At 62.1% G+C, this 16885-nt stretch carries 13 protein-coding genes; 5 read left to right on the top strand and 8 right to left on the bottom strand.

Annotated elements, in window-relative coordinates; all coding sequences use genetic code 11:
* Positions 1-44: 44 nt before the first annotated feature.
* Together MJ639_RS01180 and MJ639_RS01175 are read left to right on the top strand one after the other, a co-directional pair.
* Positions 45-1079: a Fe(3+) ABC transporter substrate-binding protein gene (locus MJ639_RS01180; RefSeq protein WP_243367979.1), complete on the top strand. Its 1035-nt coding sequence runs from the start codon at positions 45-47 to the stop codon at positions 1077-1079.
* 123 nt (positions 1080-1202) lie between these two features.
* Positions 1203-2861: an ABC transporter permease gene (locus MJ639_RS01175; RefSeq protein WP_243367977.1), complete on the top strand. Its 1659-nt coding sequence runs from the start codon at positions 1203-1205 to the stop codon at positions 2859-2861.
* Positions 2862-3020: 159 nt separating this feature from the next.
* Here the strand turns inward: MJ639_RS01175 and MJ639_RS01170 are convergent, their stop codons facing one another.
* Positions 3021-3695 (bottom strand): 3-oxoacid CoA-transferase subunit B, encoded by a 675-nt coding sequence (locus MJ639_RS01170; protein WP_243367975.1) that lies wholly within the window; start codon positions 3693-3695, stop codon positions 3021-3023.
* Entirely contained in the window at positions 3695-4405 is a 711-nt protein-coding gene (locus MJ639_RS01165; protein ID WP_243367973.1) for a CoA transferase subunit A, read from the bottom strand. The genes MJ639_RS01170 and MJ639_RS01165 overlap by 1 nt, the downstream gene beginning before the upstream one ends.
* A gap of 198 nt (positions 4406-4603) precedes the next feature.
* On the opposite strand from MJ639_RS01165, the gene MJ639_RS01160 reads away from it, so the two are divergent.
* Entirely contained in the window at positions 4604-6409 is a 1806-nt protein-coding gene (locus tag MJ639_RS01160) for an AsmA family protein (RefSeq protein ID WP_243367971.1), read from the top strand.
* Here the strand turns inward: MJ639_RS01160 and MJ639_RS01155 are convergent.
* Genes MJ639_RS01155 through MJ639_RS01145 form a run of 3 tightly spaced genes read right to left on the bottom strand, consistent with a single transcriptional unit; the run spans position 6403 to position 9286 of the window.
* A complete protein-coding gene (locus MJ639_RS01155) occupies positions 6403-7206 on the bottom strand; it encodes an ABC transporter permease (protein WP_243367969.1) in 804 nt (267 codons plus the stop codon). The two genes, MJ639_RS01160 and MJ639_RS01155, sit on opposite strands and share 7 nt — an antisense overlap.
* Positions 7203-8108 (bottom strand): ABC transporter permease, encoded by a 906-nt coding sequence (locus MJ639_RS01150; protein WP_243367967.1) that lies wholly within the window; start codon positions 8106-8108, stop codon positions 7203-7205. Before MJ639_RS01150 ends, MJ639_RS01155 begins: the two co-directional genes overlap by 4 nt.
* Before the next feature lie 2 nt (positions 8109-8110).
* On the bottom strand, positions 8111-9286 hold the full coding sequence (locus MJ639_RS01145) for an ABC transporter ATP-binding protein (protein WP_423790736.1): 1176 nt from the start codon (positions 9284-9286) through the stop codon (positions 8111-8113).
* A 217-nt stretch (positions 9287-9503) separates the two neighbouring features.
* Here MJ639_RS01145 and MJ639_RS01140 point away from each other — a divergent pair, with 217 nt between their 5' ends.
* Positions 9504-9998, top strand: a complete 495-nt coding sequence (locus MJ639_RS01140) for a DUF2267 domain-containing protein (RefSeq protein ID WP_243367965.1) — start codon at positions 9504-9506, stop codon at positions 9996-9998.
* 60 nt (positions 9999-10058) lie between these two features.
* Here the strand turns inward: MJ639_RS01140 and MJ639_RS01135 are convergent, their stop codons facing one another.
* Both MJ639_RS01135 and MJ639_RS01130 read right to left on the bottom strand, forming a co-directional pair.
* Positions 10059-11651 carry a DHA2 family efflux MFS transporter permease subunit gene (locus MJ639_RS01135; RefSeq protein WP_243367963.1) on the bottom strand — a complete coding sequence of 531 codons (1593 nt, stop codon included), beginning with the start codon at positions 11649-11651 and terminating at the stop codon, positions 10059-10061.
* A gap of 18 nt (positions 11652-11669) precedes the next feature.
* Entirely contained in the window at positions 11670-12887 is a 1218-nt protein-coding gene (locus tag MJ639_RS01130) for an HlyD family secretion protein (RefSeq protein WP_243367959.1), read from the bottom strand.
* Between the two features lie 143 nt (positions 12888-13030).
* On the opposite strand from MJ639_RS01130, the gene MJ639_RS01125 reads away from it, so the two are divergent.
* Positions 13031-13711 carry a TetR/AcrR family transcriptional regulator gene (locus tag MJ639_RS01125; RefSeq protein ID WP_243367957.1) on the top strand — a complete coding sequence of 227 codons (681 nt, stop codon included), beginning with the start codon at positions 13031-13033 and terminating at the stop codon, positions 13709-13711.
* Positions 13712-13794: 83 nt separating this feature from the next.
* On the opposite strand, the gene MJ639_RS01120 is transcribed toward MJ639_RS01125, so the two are convergent.
* The gene (locus tag MJ639_RS01120) at positions 13795-16608 is read right to left on the bottom strand and encodes a calcium-binding protein (protein WP_243367954.1); all 2814 of its coding nucleotides are present in this window, start codon (positions 16606-16608) and stop codon (positions 13795-13797) included.
* Positions 16609-16885 lie beyond the last annotated feature (277 nt).

The following is a 16885-nucleotide window of genomic DNA, read 5'->3' as shown; positions in this document are numbered from 1 at the left end:
GAGCAGGCTTTCGACCTGCTCGATATTGTCGGTGGAGGATCCTCATGGCATTGACGACGAAATTCGCCCGCACGCTGCTTCTCGGCGCAGCCGCCCTTGGCACGCTTGCCGGCTCGGCCCAAGCAGCCGATCAGGCCCTGAACATCTACACGACCCGCGAGCCGGGTCTCATCAAGCCGGTTCTCGACGAGTTCACCAAAGAGACGGGCATCAAGGTCAATACGATCTTCATCAATAACGGCCTCGAGGAGCGCATCCGCACCGAAGGCGAGAACAGCCCGGCGGACATCATCCTCACAGTCGATATCGGCCGTCTGGCCGCTGCCAAGGATTACGGCGTCACTCAAGCCGTGAAGTCCGAGGCGCTCGAGAAGGTGATCCCCACCGCCTATCGTGACCCGGAAGGCCATTGGTTCGGCATCGCCCTGCGCGGTCGCGTGGTTTACGCCTCCAAGGAACGCGTGAAGCAGGACAAGATCACCTATGAAGAGCTCGCCGACCCCAAGTGGAAGGGCAAGATCTGCATTCGCTCCGGCCAGCATCTCTACAATGTCAGCCTCATCGCCGCCGCCATCGCTCACATGGGCGAAGCGAAGGCCGAGGAATGGCTGAAGGGCGTGAAGGCCAACCTCGCCAAGAAGCCCTCGGGCGGCGACCGTGAGCAGGCCAAGGACATCCTAGCCGGCGTCTGCGACATCGCTGTCGGTAACACCTACTACGTCTCGCTCATGCTGAACGGCAAGGACGAGGAGCAGAAGAAGTGGGGCGAGGCGATCAACGTGATCCTGCCCACCTTCCAGGGCGGCGGCACGCACGTGAACGTCTCCGGCCTCGCGCTCGCCAAGCACGCGCCCAACAAGGCGAATGCCGTGAAGTTCATGGAGTTCATGGTCTCCGACGACTCGCAGCGCATCCACGCTGAGGCGAACTCGGAATACCCGATCAAGGCCGGCATCAAGATCCATCCGACCATCGCCTCCTTCGGCGAGCTGAAGGCGGATAACGTGGCCATCGCCGAGATCGCGAAGCTGCGTAAGAAGGCCAGCGAGCTGGTCGACAAGGTCGGCTTCGACCAGTAATCAGAAGGCAGTTGTTGAAACTGTTCTCTTAATAGGAGGCGCTGCCGGCAACGGCGGCGCCATTTTACATTGAAAGCAACCGCAGACGCCCGCTCATTTTTCGACACCGCTTCCTGGCGAGCGGTGAAGCGCATTCCCTGGTGGCTCTCGGCCACCGTGGCGGCGATCGGCCTGCTCGTGCTTCTTCCCATCGCCGCGCTGATCGGAATCGCAGCCCAGGGCGATGCGGAAATCTGGCCGCATCTGATCCGCAACGTTCTGCCGTCGAGCATAGTCGATACGCTTGCGCTTCTCGCCGGCATCGCCGTCGTCGCGGGCTCCATGGGCATCACATCGGCCTGGCTCGTCACCGCGCATCGCTTCCCCGGCCGCAATATCCTCGTGTGGCTTCTGCCCCTGCCGCTCGCCGTTCCCACCTACATCACGGCTTACATTTACGTGGAGCTGTTCGATTCCGCAGGCCTCGTGCAGATGGCCTTGCGCGATCTGATGGACTGGAAGTCACGCTCCGATTACTGGTTTCCGGAGGTGCGCTCGCTCTATGGCTGCATCATCGTGATGTCCGCCGTGCTCTATCCCTATGTGTATATTGCAGCGCGCGCGATGTTCCTGACGCAGAGCGCGAGCATGCTGGAAGTGGCGCGCGTGCTGGGCGCCAGCCGCATCAAGCTCTTTCGCGTCATCGCGCTTCCCCTCGCCCGCCCTGCCCTCGCCGTCGGCCTGTCGCTCGCGCTCCTCGAAGCGCTCAACGATATCGGCGCGAGCGAATATCTTGGCGTGCGCACGCTGACCGTTGCCGTCTACAATACATGGCTCAATCGCGGCAGCCTGCCCGGCGCAGCGCAGATCGCCTGTGTGATGCTCGCCTTCGTCGTCGCGCTGATCCTCATCGAGCGTTATGGCCGTAAGGACCGACGCTATGCCACCTCGGCCAAGCGCTCGCGCGTGGTGCATCCTGTACCGCTCTCCGGCGGACGCGCATGGCTGGCGAGTGTGCTCTGCGCCATTCCGGTACTTCTCGGCTTCGTGCTGCCGCTCGTCTTCCTGATGCGCGAGATTCTGCGCGGTGGTCTCGTCGATCAGCTCGATGCAGAGTTCCTCGACCACCTTCTGACGACGATCGGCCTCTCGGTCGCGGCTACTCTGGCGGTTCTGGCCATTGCCACTCTGCTCGTTTCCGCAGCACGCATCGCCAAGTCACCGCTCACCCGAAGCACCTTGTTCGTGGCGGGCCTCGGCTATGCCGTCCCTGGCACGGTGCTCGCACTCGGCTTGATGACACCGCTGGTCGGGATCGATGGATTCATCGGTACAATCTGGCGCCACTTCACCGGCGAACGCCTCGGCCTGCTTCTCATGGGCACGGCAGCCGCAATCGTCATCGCCTATGTGCTGCGCTTCCTGTCGATCGCGACCGGCTCCCTATCCGCAGGCCTCGACCGCGTTTCGCCAAGTCTCGAGGATGCCGCGCGCACGCTCGGCTCGTCGCGCAAGGAGATGGTCTGGCGTATCCAGATTCCCCTGATGCATCCGGCGCTCGCAAGCGCCGCTCTCCTCATCTTCGTGGATTGCATCAAGGAATTGCCGGCAACCCTGCTGCTGCGGCCTCTCAACACGGAAACGCTCGCCACGCAGGTCTACACCTATGCCTCGCGCGGACGCTTCGAGGACGGCTCGCTCGCGGCCCTCGTCATCGTGCTTATCGGCCTTGTTCCCGTGATCCAGCTCGTGCGCAGCGCCGAGGCACGGCCGAAAGCGACGGACACTTCACCTTCCGAATAAAAAAGCGGCCACGAGGGCCGCTTTCCAATTTTATTCTGCCTCCAACCTCATCCTGAGGAGCCGCGAAGCGGCGTCTCGAAGGAGGCTCCAGAGCGCCCTGGAGACGCCTCGCCCTTCGAGACGGACCTGCGGTCCTCCTCAGGGTGAGGCTTCGTTGTGCTAGGCCGCCTGCTTGCCGTTCAGATCGACCTTGAAATCGGCTTCCGTCTTCGCCTTGATCTCGTCGACCGTGACGCCGTCGGCGAGTTCGATCAGGGTCATGCCGGTGCCGCCCTTCTTGTCGATGGAGAAGACGCCGAGATCGGTGATCACGATGTCGACTACGCCCGTGCCGGTGAGCGGCAGGGTGCAGCTCTTCAAGAGCTTCGGATCTTCCGATCCGTCCTTGCCCTTGGCGACATGTTCCATCACCACGACCACGCGCTTCACGCCGGCCACGAGGTCCATGGCGCCGCCCATGCCCTTCACCATCTTGCCGGGGATCATCCAGTTGGCGAGGTCGCCGTTCTGGGCCACCTGCATGGCGCCGAGGATCGACAGATCGATGTGGCCGCCGCGGATCATCCCGAAGGAGTCGGAGCTGGAGAAATAGCTCGTTGTCGGCAGCTCGGTAATCGTCTGCTTGCCGGCATTGATGAGGTCGGCATCCTCCTCGCCCTCGAAGGGGAAAGGTCCCATGCCGAGCATGCCGTTCTCCGACTGCAGCTGCACGTGCATTCCGGCTGGGATGTAGTTCGACACGAGCGTCGGAATGCCGATACCGAGATTCACGTAATAGCCGTCGCGCAGTTCCTTGGCGGCGCGGGCTGCCATTTGTTCACGGGTCCATGCCATCAGACTGTCTCCTCGCGCTTGCGGGTGGTGCGCTGCTCGATGCGTTTCACCGGGTTCGCCACATGCACCATGCGCTTCACGAAAATGCCGGGGGTATGAATGCAATCCGGGTCGATCTCGCCGGCGGGAACCAGATGCTCCACCTCGGCGATGGTCAGACGCGACGCGGTCGCCATCATCGGGTTAAAGTTGCGGGCGGTCTTGCGGTAGACGAGGTTGCCCTCCGTGTCGCCCTTCCAGGCGTGGACCACGGAGATGTCCGCGAAGAGGCCGGTTTCCATGACGTATTTCTCGCCATTGAACTCGCGCACTTCCTTGCCTTCGGCAATCAGGGTGCCGACGCCGGTCTTGGTGTAGAACGCGGGGATGCCCGCGCCACCGGCGCGGATGCGCTCGGCCAGGGTGCCCTGCGGGTTGAACTCCAGCTCCAGTTCGCCGGACAGGTATTGCTGGGCGAAGAGCTTGTTCTCGCCCACATAGGACGAGATCATTTTCCTGATCTGACGGGTCTCCAGCAGCCGGCCCAGGCCGACGCCATCCACGCCTGCATTGTTGGAAATGAAAGTGAGTTCTTTCGCCCCCGAATCACGAATTGCCTCGATCAGGGTCTCCGGGATGCCGCACAGGCCGAACCCGCCGGCCATGATCGTCATCCCATCCTTCACGAGACCAGCCAGCGCGGATGTCGCGTCGCTGTAAACCTTATTCATCAACGATTCCTCCTAGGGCCAAGCCCGCCCTTCAAGGCCTTGAAACGAGATCGGGGCGCACCCTGCTACTTGGCCTCAATTTAGACAATCCCTTCCTATGGATATATGAGAACAATTGTTTATTCGGCTCCGCCGCCCACAGGCATATGACCCAACGTCACTTGCGAGGCGGGCCCCAAGGTTTAATAAATCAAGCTCATGTCTCGCCGCATCGCTGTTTCGATTGCACTCATTACGTTTGCCGTTATCGCCGCGGCCGCCGCTCCCTGGACATTCAGGGAGAACGGCCTGTCATCTGCCCTCACCAGCCACATGCGAGATCGCTACGGGCTCGACCTGACAGTCCAGGGCCGCAGTACTTTTGCCGTGCTGCCGATCCCGCGGGTCAAGTTCGAGGATGTGACAGTCCGTTTTCCCAAACAGGCGCTGACCGCCGAAGGCGGCACCCTGCGCGGAGAAATCCGCGTGCTGCCTCTCCTTTTCGGGCAGGTCGAGCTTTCCGATTTCGACTTGAGCGATAGCAAGATCACGGCCTCCGCCCAGGCGCTGAAGGACGTGAACTGGGGCGAGGTGTTCCGGAACAGGACCAGCGCCACCCATGCTCGCCGGCTAATCCTGAACAATTCCAAGATCCGCTGGACCGACCTAGAAGATGCCGATCTGAAGATCGCGGAGCTCGTGATCCGCTGGGTCGGCGAGAACGAGCCGCTCACGGCTTACGGCCATGCGATATGGCGGGACGAGCAGGTTATTCTGAAGGAAGCCTTGATCCACCCCGACAAACTCGCCTCCGGTACCATCAGTCCGGTCGCGCTGGCGATTACCGCCCCTACGGCACGACTGAGCCTGAAGGGCGAGGCACAGCTGGGGTCCAATCCAGGGCTGACGGGCGAAGGAGCCATCCAGGCCTCCTCCATCCAGACCTTCACCCGCTGGAGCGGCGTGAAGCTACCCTTCGGCTCCCTGATCCAGGCCTTCTCCGTCCAGGGCGATTTCTCCATCGATCGCCGCCGCCTGTCCTGGCCCTCCGTGGCCGTCACCTTGGGCAACGACAAGCTCGAAGGCACCATGGCGGTGCGCCTCGATACGGAGCGCCCGGTGATCACCGGCACTCTCGCGGCCGACGAGCTAAACCTGACCGATCTTTTCTCGCCCTTTGCCCAGGCGCGTACCCCCTCAGGCTCCTGGAGCGAGGAGAAGCTGGATCTTGCCCATGTCACGGGCGGTGATCTCGACCTGCGCCTCTCCGCCGCATCGGCTCATCTCGGTAAGCTGCGTGTCGAGGACATGGCGGCAAGCGTTCTCGTGCGGCCCGGCGAGATCGAGGCCTCCATCGGCCGCGCCGGCTTTCATGACGGCAGCCTGAAAGGACGCCTCTCGCTTATGACCGTCGATGGAAAGACGGAACTCAAGAGCCAAGGCACCTTCTCGGGCGTCGACATCGCGCCCTTCCTGAGCAGCATGGGCGAGCCGCGCTGGATCACGGGTCGCGCTCAAGGCAGCTTCGCCTTCGATGGCAAGGGCTTGAATCCGGTCGAGGTGATCCAGCAGGCCCAGGGCCGCAGCGCGATCACAATCCGCAAGGGCGAACTCGTCGGCATCGCTCTCGGCGACGCCCTGAAGCGTGTCGAGAAGCACCCTCTCCTCGCCTCCCTCAACTGGAAAGGCGGGCGCACGCCTTTCCAGGAAGCTCAAGCCCAGATCATCGTTCAAAACGGCATCGGCGAGGTCACCGAGGGCAAGCTCACCTCGGAGGACATTGCGGCCGAGCTGAAGGGTCAGGTGCTGATGGTGGATCGCACCCTCGACCTAAAGGCCGTGGTCTCTTCGGCCGATTCCAAGTCCGCGCCTTCCCTCGCCTTCGACATCGACGGCGGATGGGACAATGTGAGCGTGATGCCGAACGCCCGCTCCCTCATTGAGCGGTCGGGCGCGGCGAAGCCCCTGCTTCCTGCCGAGCGCATTGCCCCGAACGCTCAGACTCCGCAGGCCACCGCTCAGTGAGCGTTACGCTGTGAGCGCATCACCGAGCGCTTGCTGATCAAGGTTGCCGAGATCACGCCAATCGTCACGAGACCGATGAGGATCGTGGAGGCTGCGTTGATCTCCGGCGAGAGACCGAGACGGACCTGGCTGTAGATCTTGATCGGCAGCGTCGTCGCGCCTGGACCCGTATTGAAGCTCGCGATCACGAGATCATCCAGAGACAGGGTGAAGGCGAGCAGGAAGCCCGCCACGATGGACGGCGCGATCAGCGGCAATGTCACCGCGAAGAACGTGCGCAAAGGCGGCGCGCCAAGATCCATTGCCGCCTCTTCCAGCGAGCGGTCGAAGGTCATGAGGCGCGACTGCACCACCACCGTGACGAAGCACATGGTGAGCGTGGTATGCGCCAGCGTGACCGTCCAGAAGCCGCGATCCAGATCGATGGCGACGAAGAACAATAGCAGCGACAGGCCGGTGATGACTTCCGGCATCACCATGGGCGCATAGATCATGCCCGTGAAAAGCGTGCGCCCCGTGAAGCGCCCGTAGCGCGTGAGCGCGAGCGCCGCGAGCGTGCCGAGAACCGTCGCCATGCTGGCTGAGAGCAGCGCGATCCGCAGCGTCACCCATGCCGCTTCCATCAGCGCCTGGTTGCGGAAGAGCGCCCCGTACCATTGCGTCGAGAAACCGCCCCATACAGTCACGAGCCGCGAAGCGTTGAAGGAATAGATCATCAACAGTAGGATCGGCAGGTAGAGGAACGCGAAGCCCAAAACCAGCGACGTGACGTTGAAGAGACTTAAGCGTCGGTTCATGGCCGTGTCTCCACGCGCCGCGCCTCCACATCGCGATAGATCACGATGGGAATGACGAGGATGATCAGAAGCAGGATCGCGACGGCCGACGCCAGCGGCCAATCGCGGTTCGAGAAGAACTCGCTCCACAGCTGACGGCCGATCATGAGCGTCTCGGAACCGCCGAGCAGATCCGGGATCACGAATTCACCCACTGCTGGGATGAAGCAGAGAAGCGAGCCCGCGATGATACCGGGCATGGCGAGCGGCACCGTGATCGTCCAGAACGAACGCCAAGGCGTGGAGCCGAGATCGAGGGCCGCTTCCAGCAGCGTGTCGTCCATCTTCTCCAGAGTCGCGTAGAGCGGCAGCACCATGAAGGGCAGATAGGCATAGACGATGCCGATATAGACCGCCCATTCGGTATTCAGGATTTCGATAGGGTCGGAAGTGAGCCCAAGCCCCATGAGCGCCTGCGTTAGCAGCCCCTCGGGCTTCAGGATCGCGATCCAGGCATAGATGCGGATGAGGAAGCTCGTCCAGAACGGCAGGATGACGAGTGCCACCAGAAGCGAGCGGTGCCGCTCCGGTGCGCGCGCCATGCCGTAGGCAATGGGAAAGCCCACGAGCAGTAGAAGAACGGTCGAGATCGCGGCGATGCGCACGGAGGAGAGCGTGGCGCGCAGATAAAGATCGTCTTCCGCGAGAAGCGCGAAATTCTCGAGATCGAGACCGCTGAAGAAAGCGGCGATGTCGCTCCACTCGAAGACCGGCCTGTAGGGCGGCTGCGCGACTGCGGTATCCGACAGGCTGATCTTGAGCACGATCAGGAACGGCACGAGGAAGAACACGCCGAGCCAGAGATAAGGCACGGCGGGGACCAGAGCCGAACTCAGCCGCTTGGTGAGGGAATGCTCTTTCATGGCTATTCCGCCAGGATCACCGCCGCACCCGGCGCGAAGGTGATGTAGACCTGCTCGTCCCAGTCGATGGGACTTTCCACGAAGCGGGACACGTTGGCGCGCGTCACCCTCAGGATCTCGCCTGTCGCGAGCCTGACGCGATAGACGGTCCAATCGCCGAGATAGCCGATGTCCCACACCTCGCCGGTGAGGACGTTCACGGCCTCGGGGCCCGGCTTCTCGCGCTGGATCGTCATCTTCTCCGGGCGCACCGCGATGGCAACGGCCTGGCCGGAATGCAGCACCTCGTCAGGATCGTCGATGGTGAGCGGCACCTCGGCGGAAGCGGTCTTCACGCGCCAGAGGCCGCTCTCCTGGCCCATCACATGGCCTTCGAGAATGTTCACGTCGCCGACGAATTCAGCGATGAAGCGGGTCTTGGGCTGTTCGTAGATTTCACCGGGATCCGCGACCTGCACGATGCGGCCATGGTCCATGACCGCGATGCGATCGGCCATGGTCATCGCCTCTTCCTGGTCATGGGTGACGACCACGAAGGTCATGCCGAGCTCGTGCTGGATGTCCATGAGCTCGAACTGGGTTTCCTCGCGCAGTTTCTTGTCGAGAGCGCCGAGGGGCTCGTCGAGCAGCAGCACCTTCGGCTTCTTGGCAAGCGCGCGGGCGAGCGCCACGCGCTGGCGCTGGCCACCGGAAAGCTGGCTGGGATAACGCTTGGCGAGCTTTTCGAGCTGTACGAGGCGCAGCATCTCGCCGACCCGGTCGGCGATCTCGGCCTTGGGCATGCCGTCCTGCTTCAAGCCGAAGGCGATGTTCTTTTCCACGCTCATATGGGGAAAGAGCGCATAGGACTGGAACATCATGTTCACGGGCCGCCGATAAGGCGGAACGCCCGACAAATCCTGCCCCGCCAGGGTGATCCGCCCCTCGGTGGGCATCTCGAAGCCCGCGAGCATGCGCATCAGGGTCGTCTTGCCGCAGCCGGAAGGGCCGAGCAGGCAGAAGAACTCGCCCTGGAAGATGTCGAGGCTCAGATGGTCCACCGCCATGGCGTCACCGAAGCGCTTCGTCACGTTCTCGAAGCGGATCAGCGGCTTGGCATCGGGATCGGTCCAGGGGGCGAAGGTGCGGCGCACGGCGCCGACAGAAGCGGAAGCGGATTGGCGGAGTGGAGGAGGCAAGATGTTTGAACTTCACCTGAAGGGAGAAAACCTGCCGCGCAAGCTAGGACGTTCGGGGCAAGAGAACAACAGATTTAAGGGCCTCGATCCCCACCCCTTTCGTACGGCTTCGCCGACATGCATAAGCCCCATTCCGGCCCCACCCTATGGAAGAGCGCGCAAGGCCGCGCCCGCCGCGGAAAGCCTGCGGCAGACAGCATGACCAAGGAGGCTCGCCATGAGCGCAACCGGTCTCGAAGTCTTCGATAAAACCCTCCACATTACCAATACTTGGCTCAAGGAATTGATGGAGATGCTCGGCTGCGACCGGCATGTCGCCTGGCATGCCCTGGGCTCGGTTCTGAGGACCCTGCGGGACCGGATCCCGCTGCAGATCTCCGCGCATCTGAGCGCCGAGCTGCCGCTTCTTGTGCGCGGTCTCTATTTCGACCGCTGGCATCCCACGGCGACGCCGGAGCATTACCGCTCGCTCGACGAGTTTCTCGAGCGCATCGCCGAGGATATGCCTTCCAGCCGATCGATCGACCCCGAGAACGCCGCGCGGGCCGTCTTCACCGCCATGACGCGCCACCTCCCCGAGGGGCAGCTGGAGAAGATCCGCCATGCACTGCCGGAGGATATCCGGTCGCTATGGCCCAGGCGCACTGTGCGCGAGGACAGAACCAGGGTTGAGATGGACGTGGATGAACACCGCATCTCCCGAGAGGCATGAAAAAAGCCCGGCTCGAAAGCCGGGCTGAAGTTTTTGGAGGTTAGTCTCGGGAGGTAAACTTTAGTGACCGCCGCCGGCCCCGGCGGGTGCCGGACGTGGTTTCTTGATGAAGGGCAAGGCCAGGATCAGGCCCAGGAACAACACGGTCAGCAGCAGGAACACATCGGCGAAGGACATGACCATCGCCTCGCGGCGAACCATGTTGGACAGGGTCTTGATCGCTGCCGCATTTGCATCGGTGCCGAGAGCCTGGAACTTCATGGTCATGGCGTTCAGTGTCTCGACCGCCGTGGAGCGGCCCCAGTTCACGGTCTCGTGCAGCCGCTGGAGATGAAGATCCAGGCGGTTGTTGAGAACCGTGTTGATGAGCGCCAAGCCCACCGCACCGCCCAAGTTGCGGGTGAGGTTATAGAGGCCTGACGCGTTCTTGATGCGCTCCGGCGGCAACGTGCCGAGCGCGATGTTGTTGATCGGCACCATGCAGATCATGAGGCCGACGCCACGGAAGATCTGCGGGATGAAGAGCTCCCAGAAGTCCCAATCCTTGGTAAGCCCGCTCATCATCCAAGTGCCGAAGGCGAAGGCCGCAAAGCCGATGCCCATCATCACGCGTGGGTCCATCTTGCGCGAAAGGATGCCGGCAATCGGCGCCATGAAGAACATGGTCGCGCCTGAGACAAACATGGTCTCGCCGATCTGCAGCGATGAATATCCGCGCACGCGGCCGAGATAGACCGGGTAGAGATAGGTCAGGCCGTAGAGGCCGATGCCCATGACGAAGCTGAAGGACGAGCCCGCGAGGAAGTTGCGGTCGGCAAACGCCCGCAAATCCACGATCGGCTGCTTGGCCGTGAACGCGCGGTAGAAGAAACCGACCGCGCCGACGACGCAGACGATCGTGAGGATCAGCACCAACTCGTCCTGGAACCACTCGTTCAGAGGCCCCTCTTCCAGCACGTATTCGAGACTGCCGAGGAAGGCCGCCATGAAGCCGAGGCCCGCCCAATCGAAGGACTTGAACAGCTCGAAATTCGGCTCGTCGAAATCGACCAGGAGATAGGTCGAGACCGTCACGAAGATGCCGGGCACGATGTTGACCAGGAACAGCCAGTGCCAGGAGAAGAGATCGGTGAGATAGCCGCCGAGCGTCGGGCCGATGGTGGGCGCGAGCGTCGCCACGAGACCGATGATCGGCGAGATCACGGGCCGCTTCTCCGGCGGGAAGACAGTGAAGGCGGAAGCGAACACGGTGGGGATCATGCCGCCGCCGATGAAGCCCTGCAGCGCGCGGTAGATGATCATCTGGTCGATGTTCGTCGCCGTCGCGCACAGGAAGCTCATGAAGGTGAAGCCGCCCGCGGAGATCACGAACATCCAGCGCGTCGAGAGCACGCGCGAGAGCGTGCCCGAGAGCGGGATCATGATCACTTCCGCGATCAGATAGCTCGTCTGCACCCACGAGATTTCATCGGACGAAGCCGAGAGTCCCGCCTGAATCTCGGCGAGAGAAGCCGAGACGATCTGGATGTCCAGGATCGCCATGAACATGCCGAAGACCATGCAGAAGAACGCGAATGTCCTGCGCGGGCTCACCTGCGCAGGTTTCGCGGCCGGCATGGCGGCTTTGCTCGATATGGCGGCGGAAGCGGCCATGATGCCAGTTCTCTTTCCTTAGCGGGTAGCACTCGCCGTCTTTTGCGGCTCGTCAACGGTGCGCGTGTCGACATCGACGACGACCGACAGGCCGGGGCGCAACAGGCCCTGCTGAGCGACTTCCGGATTCACGGCGACGCGCACGGGCACGCGCTGCACGATCTTGGTGAAGTTGCCAGTGGCGTTCTCGGGCGGCAGTAGGCTGAACACCGCGCCGGAAGCCGGCGAGACGCTTTCCACCGTGCCGACGATGTCCGCATCCGGAAAGGCATCGACCTCGATCTTCACCTTCTGACCTACTTTCAGGGAGGCGAGCTGCGTCTCCTTGAAGTTGGCATCCACATGCACGCTCGTGAGCGGCACGAGCGCGGCCAGACGCGCGCCGGGCTGGACGAGGGTGCCGACCTCGACCGCCTTGTTGCCGATCACGCCATCGGCAGGAGCGCGGATTTCCGTGAACGAGAGATCACGCTCCGCCTTCTGGACCGATGTCTGCAATTCGGCTGCGACGCGGCGCGCTTCGTTCTGCTGAGCGTCGAGCACATCGACATTGGCCTTGGCCGCGACAAGCGCAGCCTGTGCGCTCTTCACACCGGCATCGGCCTGATCACGCGCAGCCTTGGCATTCTCGAGCGCCGCGCGGCTCGTGTAGTCCGAACGAGCAAGCTGCTGCTGGCGGTTGAAATCACCTTCGGCGCGCTCCAGCCCGGCCTGAGCCGACGCGACCTGCGCATCAGCCTGGGCTACGGAGGCGCGGCCCGCCTCGATCTGACGGCCGATGCGCTCGATGGCGCTCTGCTGAGTGGCGAGCTTGTCCTTGGCCGATTGCAGGGCAAAGCGATAATCGCCGTCGTCGATCTTGGCGATCAGGTCGCCAGCCTTGACGCTCTGATTGTTGGAGACCGCGACAGAAGAGACGTAGCCGGACACCTTGGCCGAGAGAATCGTGATGTCGGCCTGGACATAGGCGTCCTCGGTCGAGACCATGAAGCGGCCATCCGTCCACCAGTTGTAGCCCTCATAGCCGCCGAACAGCAAAGCCGCGCCGGCAATGGCCATGATAACGGGCTTCCTGCGCGACTTGGCCTTCGTGGGCGCAGCTTCCTGGGGGGCCTGGGCTCCCTGCACCGTAGGTTTCGCGTCCTGCTCCGCTTCCGGAGTCTGGGCCGGCTGCCGATCCATGACCGGCTGGGGAGCACCCTTTGCGCCCTGCTCGAACTCTTCCCGGTAAGCCATTCCAACCCTCTTTCAACAAGCCGAACCGCCCGGACCCAGAAAGTCTGGATCCATTCTTGCGGCATTGGACTATCATGACTAAGTGAACTACATATGATTTGACCGAACCGTTCGGTCAATAGCCAGGAGGTGATAAAACGCACATGAGCGACCTGAAAGATATCGCTCGCGCTTCGGATGCCTCTTCCAGCGCATCCCCCTCAACGGAGGAGAGCGCGGAGAGTGCCAAGCGTCGCCAGATTTTGGAGGGAGCCCGTCAGGTTTTTCTGGCGAGCGGCTTCGACGGCGCCAGCATGGGCGAGATCGCAAAGGCGGCCGGCGTCTCCAAGGGCACGCTCTATGTCTATTTCGACAGCAAGGAGAGCCTGTTCGCCGCTCTGACCCTGGAAGAGAAGCGCGGCCTGGCGGAGGTTTTGTTCAAGCTCGACCCCGAAGATCCGGACGTGCGCTCCGTGCTGACCCAGCTCGGCCATACCTATCTCACGCGCATGGGAACGCCGGAGCACATTTCATCCATTCGAATGGTCATCGGCGCGGCTGAGAAGTTCCCTTCCCTCGGCCAAGCCTTCTACGAAGCGGGTCCCTGCCAGGGCATCGCCCGCCTTGCCGCCTATTTCGACCGTCAGGTCGAGGCCGGGCGTCTGTCCATCGAGGACACAAGCGTGGCCGCCCAGCATTTCCTCGACCTCTGCGTTTCCGGCCTCATGCGCCGCCAGCTTTTCGCCGTGGGTGGTGCGCCGACGCAGGACGAGATCAAGAAGAACGTGGCGAATGCTATCCGGGTATTCTTCGCGGCCTATGGGCCGCAATCGGCTCCCCGCTGAAGCAGCTTAGCGAACTAAAAACAAAACCCGCCGTGTTGTGCACGGCGGGTTTTGTGCTTGTCAGGTTCGTGCAGAGGTGATGCTTAGATCCACCACTGCCAAGCGCCGTCGACCACGCCGCCCTTGAGCTGCTCGGCCTTGATGCCCTCGATAAAGATCTTACGGCCATCGTTGACCGTGATCTCTACGGTCCTAAACTCAGTCCAGGTCGGCACGTTCTTCGGCTTGTTGTTGCTGCCCCAGAAGTCGCTATACGAGCTCGTCACACCCACCAGGCGGATCACGTCGCCGTAACCGAAGTCCTTGATCACATCAGAACCGCTGTTCGCATGGAACACGAACTTGTCGCTGCCGGCCCCGCCCCACATCGTGTCGTTGCCCGCACCGCCCTGCAGAACGTCGTGGCCGTCCTCGCCGTACAGGCGGTCGTCACCGGCGCCGCCATACAGCGTGTCCTCATTGTAGCCGCCATACAGCCAGTCGCTTCCATTGCCGCCCGAGAGCTGATCATGGCCGTCCTCGCCATACAGCATGTCGTCGCCGTCCTCGCCGTCAAGGATGTCGTTGCCGTCGTCTCCATGCAGTCGGTCCTCGTTGGCCCCGCCATACAGCGTGTCCTGGCCCATGCCACCCATCAGAGTGTCATTGCCGTCCTGGCCGTAGAGCAGGTCGTCGTCGTCTAGGCCATAAAGCCGGTCGTGACCGCTGCCGCCGAGCAGGCGATCATCGCCCCAGTACCCGAGCAGATCATCATCGCCCTCGCCACCATCCAACGTGTCGTTGCCGTCGCCGCCGTCAAGGTGGTCGTTGCCACCCTGGCCATAGAGCAGGTCGTGGCTGTTGTGGCCGTAAAGCTTGTCGTTGTCGTCACCGCCCAGCAACGTGTCTTGACCTTGGCCGCCGTTCAGCGTGTCATTGCCGGTATAGCCGATCAGCACGTCATGGCCGTCGCCGCCATCGACCACGTCATCGTCCTCGCCGGCATCGAGATGGTCGTTGCCGTCGCCGCCGGACAGCGTGTCGCGGCCGAAGCGGCCGTAGATCACGTCGTTGCCGGTGTAGCCGATCAGCACATCGTGGCCGTCACCGCCGTCGAGATGGTCATTGTCCTCGCCGCCATCGAGAGTGTCGTTGCCTTCACCACCATACAGCGTGTCGTTGCCGAAGCGTCCATAGAGCTGGTCGTCGCCCTTGCCGCCGTCGAACTTATCGTGGCCGTAGACGTAACCGGTTGTGATCATGTCGTCGAGCACGTCGTTGCCGGCGCCGCCATAGAGGTGGTCGTCGCCGTCGCCGCCGCGCAGCGTATCGTCGCCCTCGCCGCCGACCAGCACGTCGTGGCCCTGATGGCCCACGAGCACGTCGTTGCCGGTGCCGCCGATGAGGTAGTCGGAATAGACACCGCCCTGCACCGTGTCGTTGCCGGCACCCGCATCAATCACCGAGCCGGACACCTTGAAGGCGCCCGCGCGGCCCTCATGCGCGCCGTTGACGAGCCAGTGCTCCCAGACCCAGGCGTCGGACAGGTTGTACTTCTTCTTGTAGGCGGCCACATCCGGGTTGGCGGCAAGATAACCCGCCACATCGAATGCACTGCCCCAGTCGGCGCCTGTCTGCGAACCGCCGCTCCAGCCGCCGGCACGCCCTTCGAAGCGACCGTAGTTCAGCCAGTGATAATAGGCGTAGTCAAAGCCCAGCTGCATCTGCAGCATGTGGCGATACACGTCGTTATTCTTGACGAGGTAATCATAGGCGTTGAAGTATTGGCCGCTGGCGTTGCCGACGATAATGGTATCGTCATGCGAGCTGCCGATGACGTTCTCTACATCGCGAAGAACGTCACCTTGCGCTGCGCGGCTGCCATATCCCACCGCAAGGTCAATGTAGATCCCGCTGGCGCTGCTCGAGTATCTGACGGTATCCACCCCCGCGCCGCCGTTGAGCGTGTCGGCACCGAGGCTGCCGAGAATGATGTCATCGCCGTTGCCGCCATTGACGACGTCATCACCCCACCATCCGTCGAGAATGTCGTTGCCCTCGCCGCCTTCGAGAGTGTCGTTGCCGTCACCGCCGCTCAGAGTATCCTTACCGCCGCCGCCAATGAGCAAGTCATCGCCCGCGCCACCCAGGATGCTGTCGTTGTCCTCGCCGCCATCAAGGGTATCGTTACCGGCATCGCCACTCAGGAGATCGGAACCGACACCTCCGAGAATGCGATCGTCGCCTTCGCCGCCGTACAGGTAGTCATGGCCTTCGCCGCCATCGATCAGATCGTTTCCGGCCTCTCCGAAAAGACTGTCGTTGCCCCCCGCGCCATGCAGGGTGTCATTGCCGCCACCGCCGCCGAACCAGTCCCTTTCCGCGTTTCCGACAAGGCTATCGTTACCATCACCTCTCGATCGCACATTCGCCGAGTAGGTTGTGGCGCCGAACTTCATCGTGACACGGACATCAACGGAATTTTCATCGACAGAATCCGGGCCAGTCCCAGGTCCAGGGGTTGGAGGAGTGCTGTCGGTATCCTCATCGTCCCGAAGGCTTTCAAGGAGTGCATTGCCTGCGCGACTAATGGCACTGCCTACCATATCCCATAAAGCGTTCCCATCGATGAGCGGATCGCCGCTTGCACCTTCTAATTCTGGGTCGTACGCGGCTCCATTCCCGCGAGGGATCCATTCTTCGCCGCCGAAATCACCGTCCTCATCCATCCGGTCAATGTCGCAAGTGCGCGCCATTGGAAAAGGAGGGAATACGATACCGCCTGTCTCGATCGTCGTAGTGGGGCCGTCGCCTGGAATCCCAGAGCCTGGCCCCCCGGAGCCACCATAGGTCGCGCCGGTACCGCCGAAGAGGATGCCCAGACGATAAAGCTCGGCTTCAAATGAATTGGTTGCCATTGCATAAACCCCACGTCGAAAGGAACTTGCGCCAAGGCATTTTCACCTTGCCCGGCACTGTCAGGCTTCGAAGTGATTTTAAAATCTGGCTCTTTCATACTCTCTAATCAGAGAGTGTTTACATGTGAACAACCAATATTTTTTAGTAAATTTGACGCCAAGTTGGATGACGCTGGGTCACATCACCACTCTTAGCTGCAGGCCTAGACCATTTGGCCTATGAATATCGACGAATAATATTATTCCTAAATTAAACAAGACTTTGAAATATTTGATA

Origin of the sequence: Microvirga solisilvae, assembly GCF_022808595.1 — a bacterium.
Lineage (GTDB): Bacteria > Pseudomonadota > Alphaproteobacteria > Rhizobiales > Beijerinckiaceae > Microvirga > Microvirga solisilvae.
Note: the sequence above shows the minus strand (reverse complement) of the source record. Positions and strands in the feature narration are given on the sequence as shown.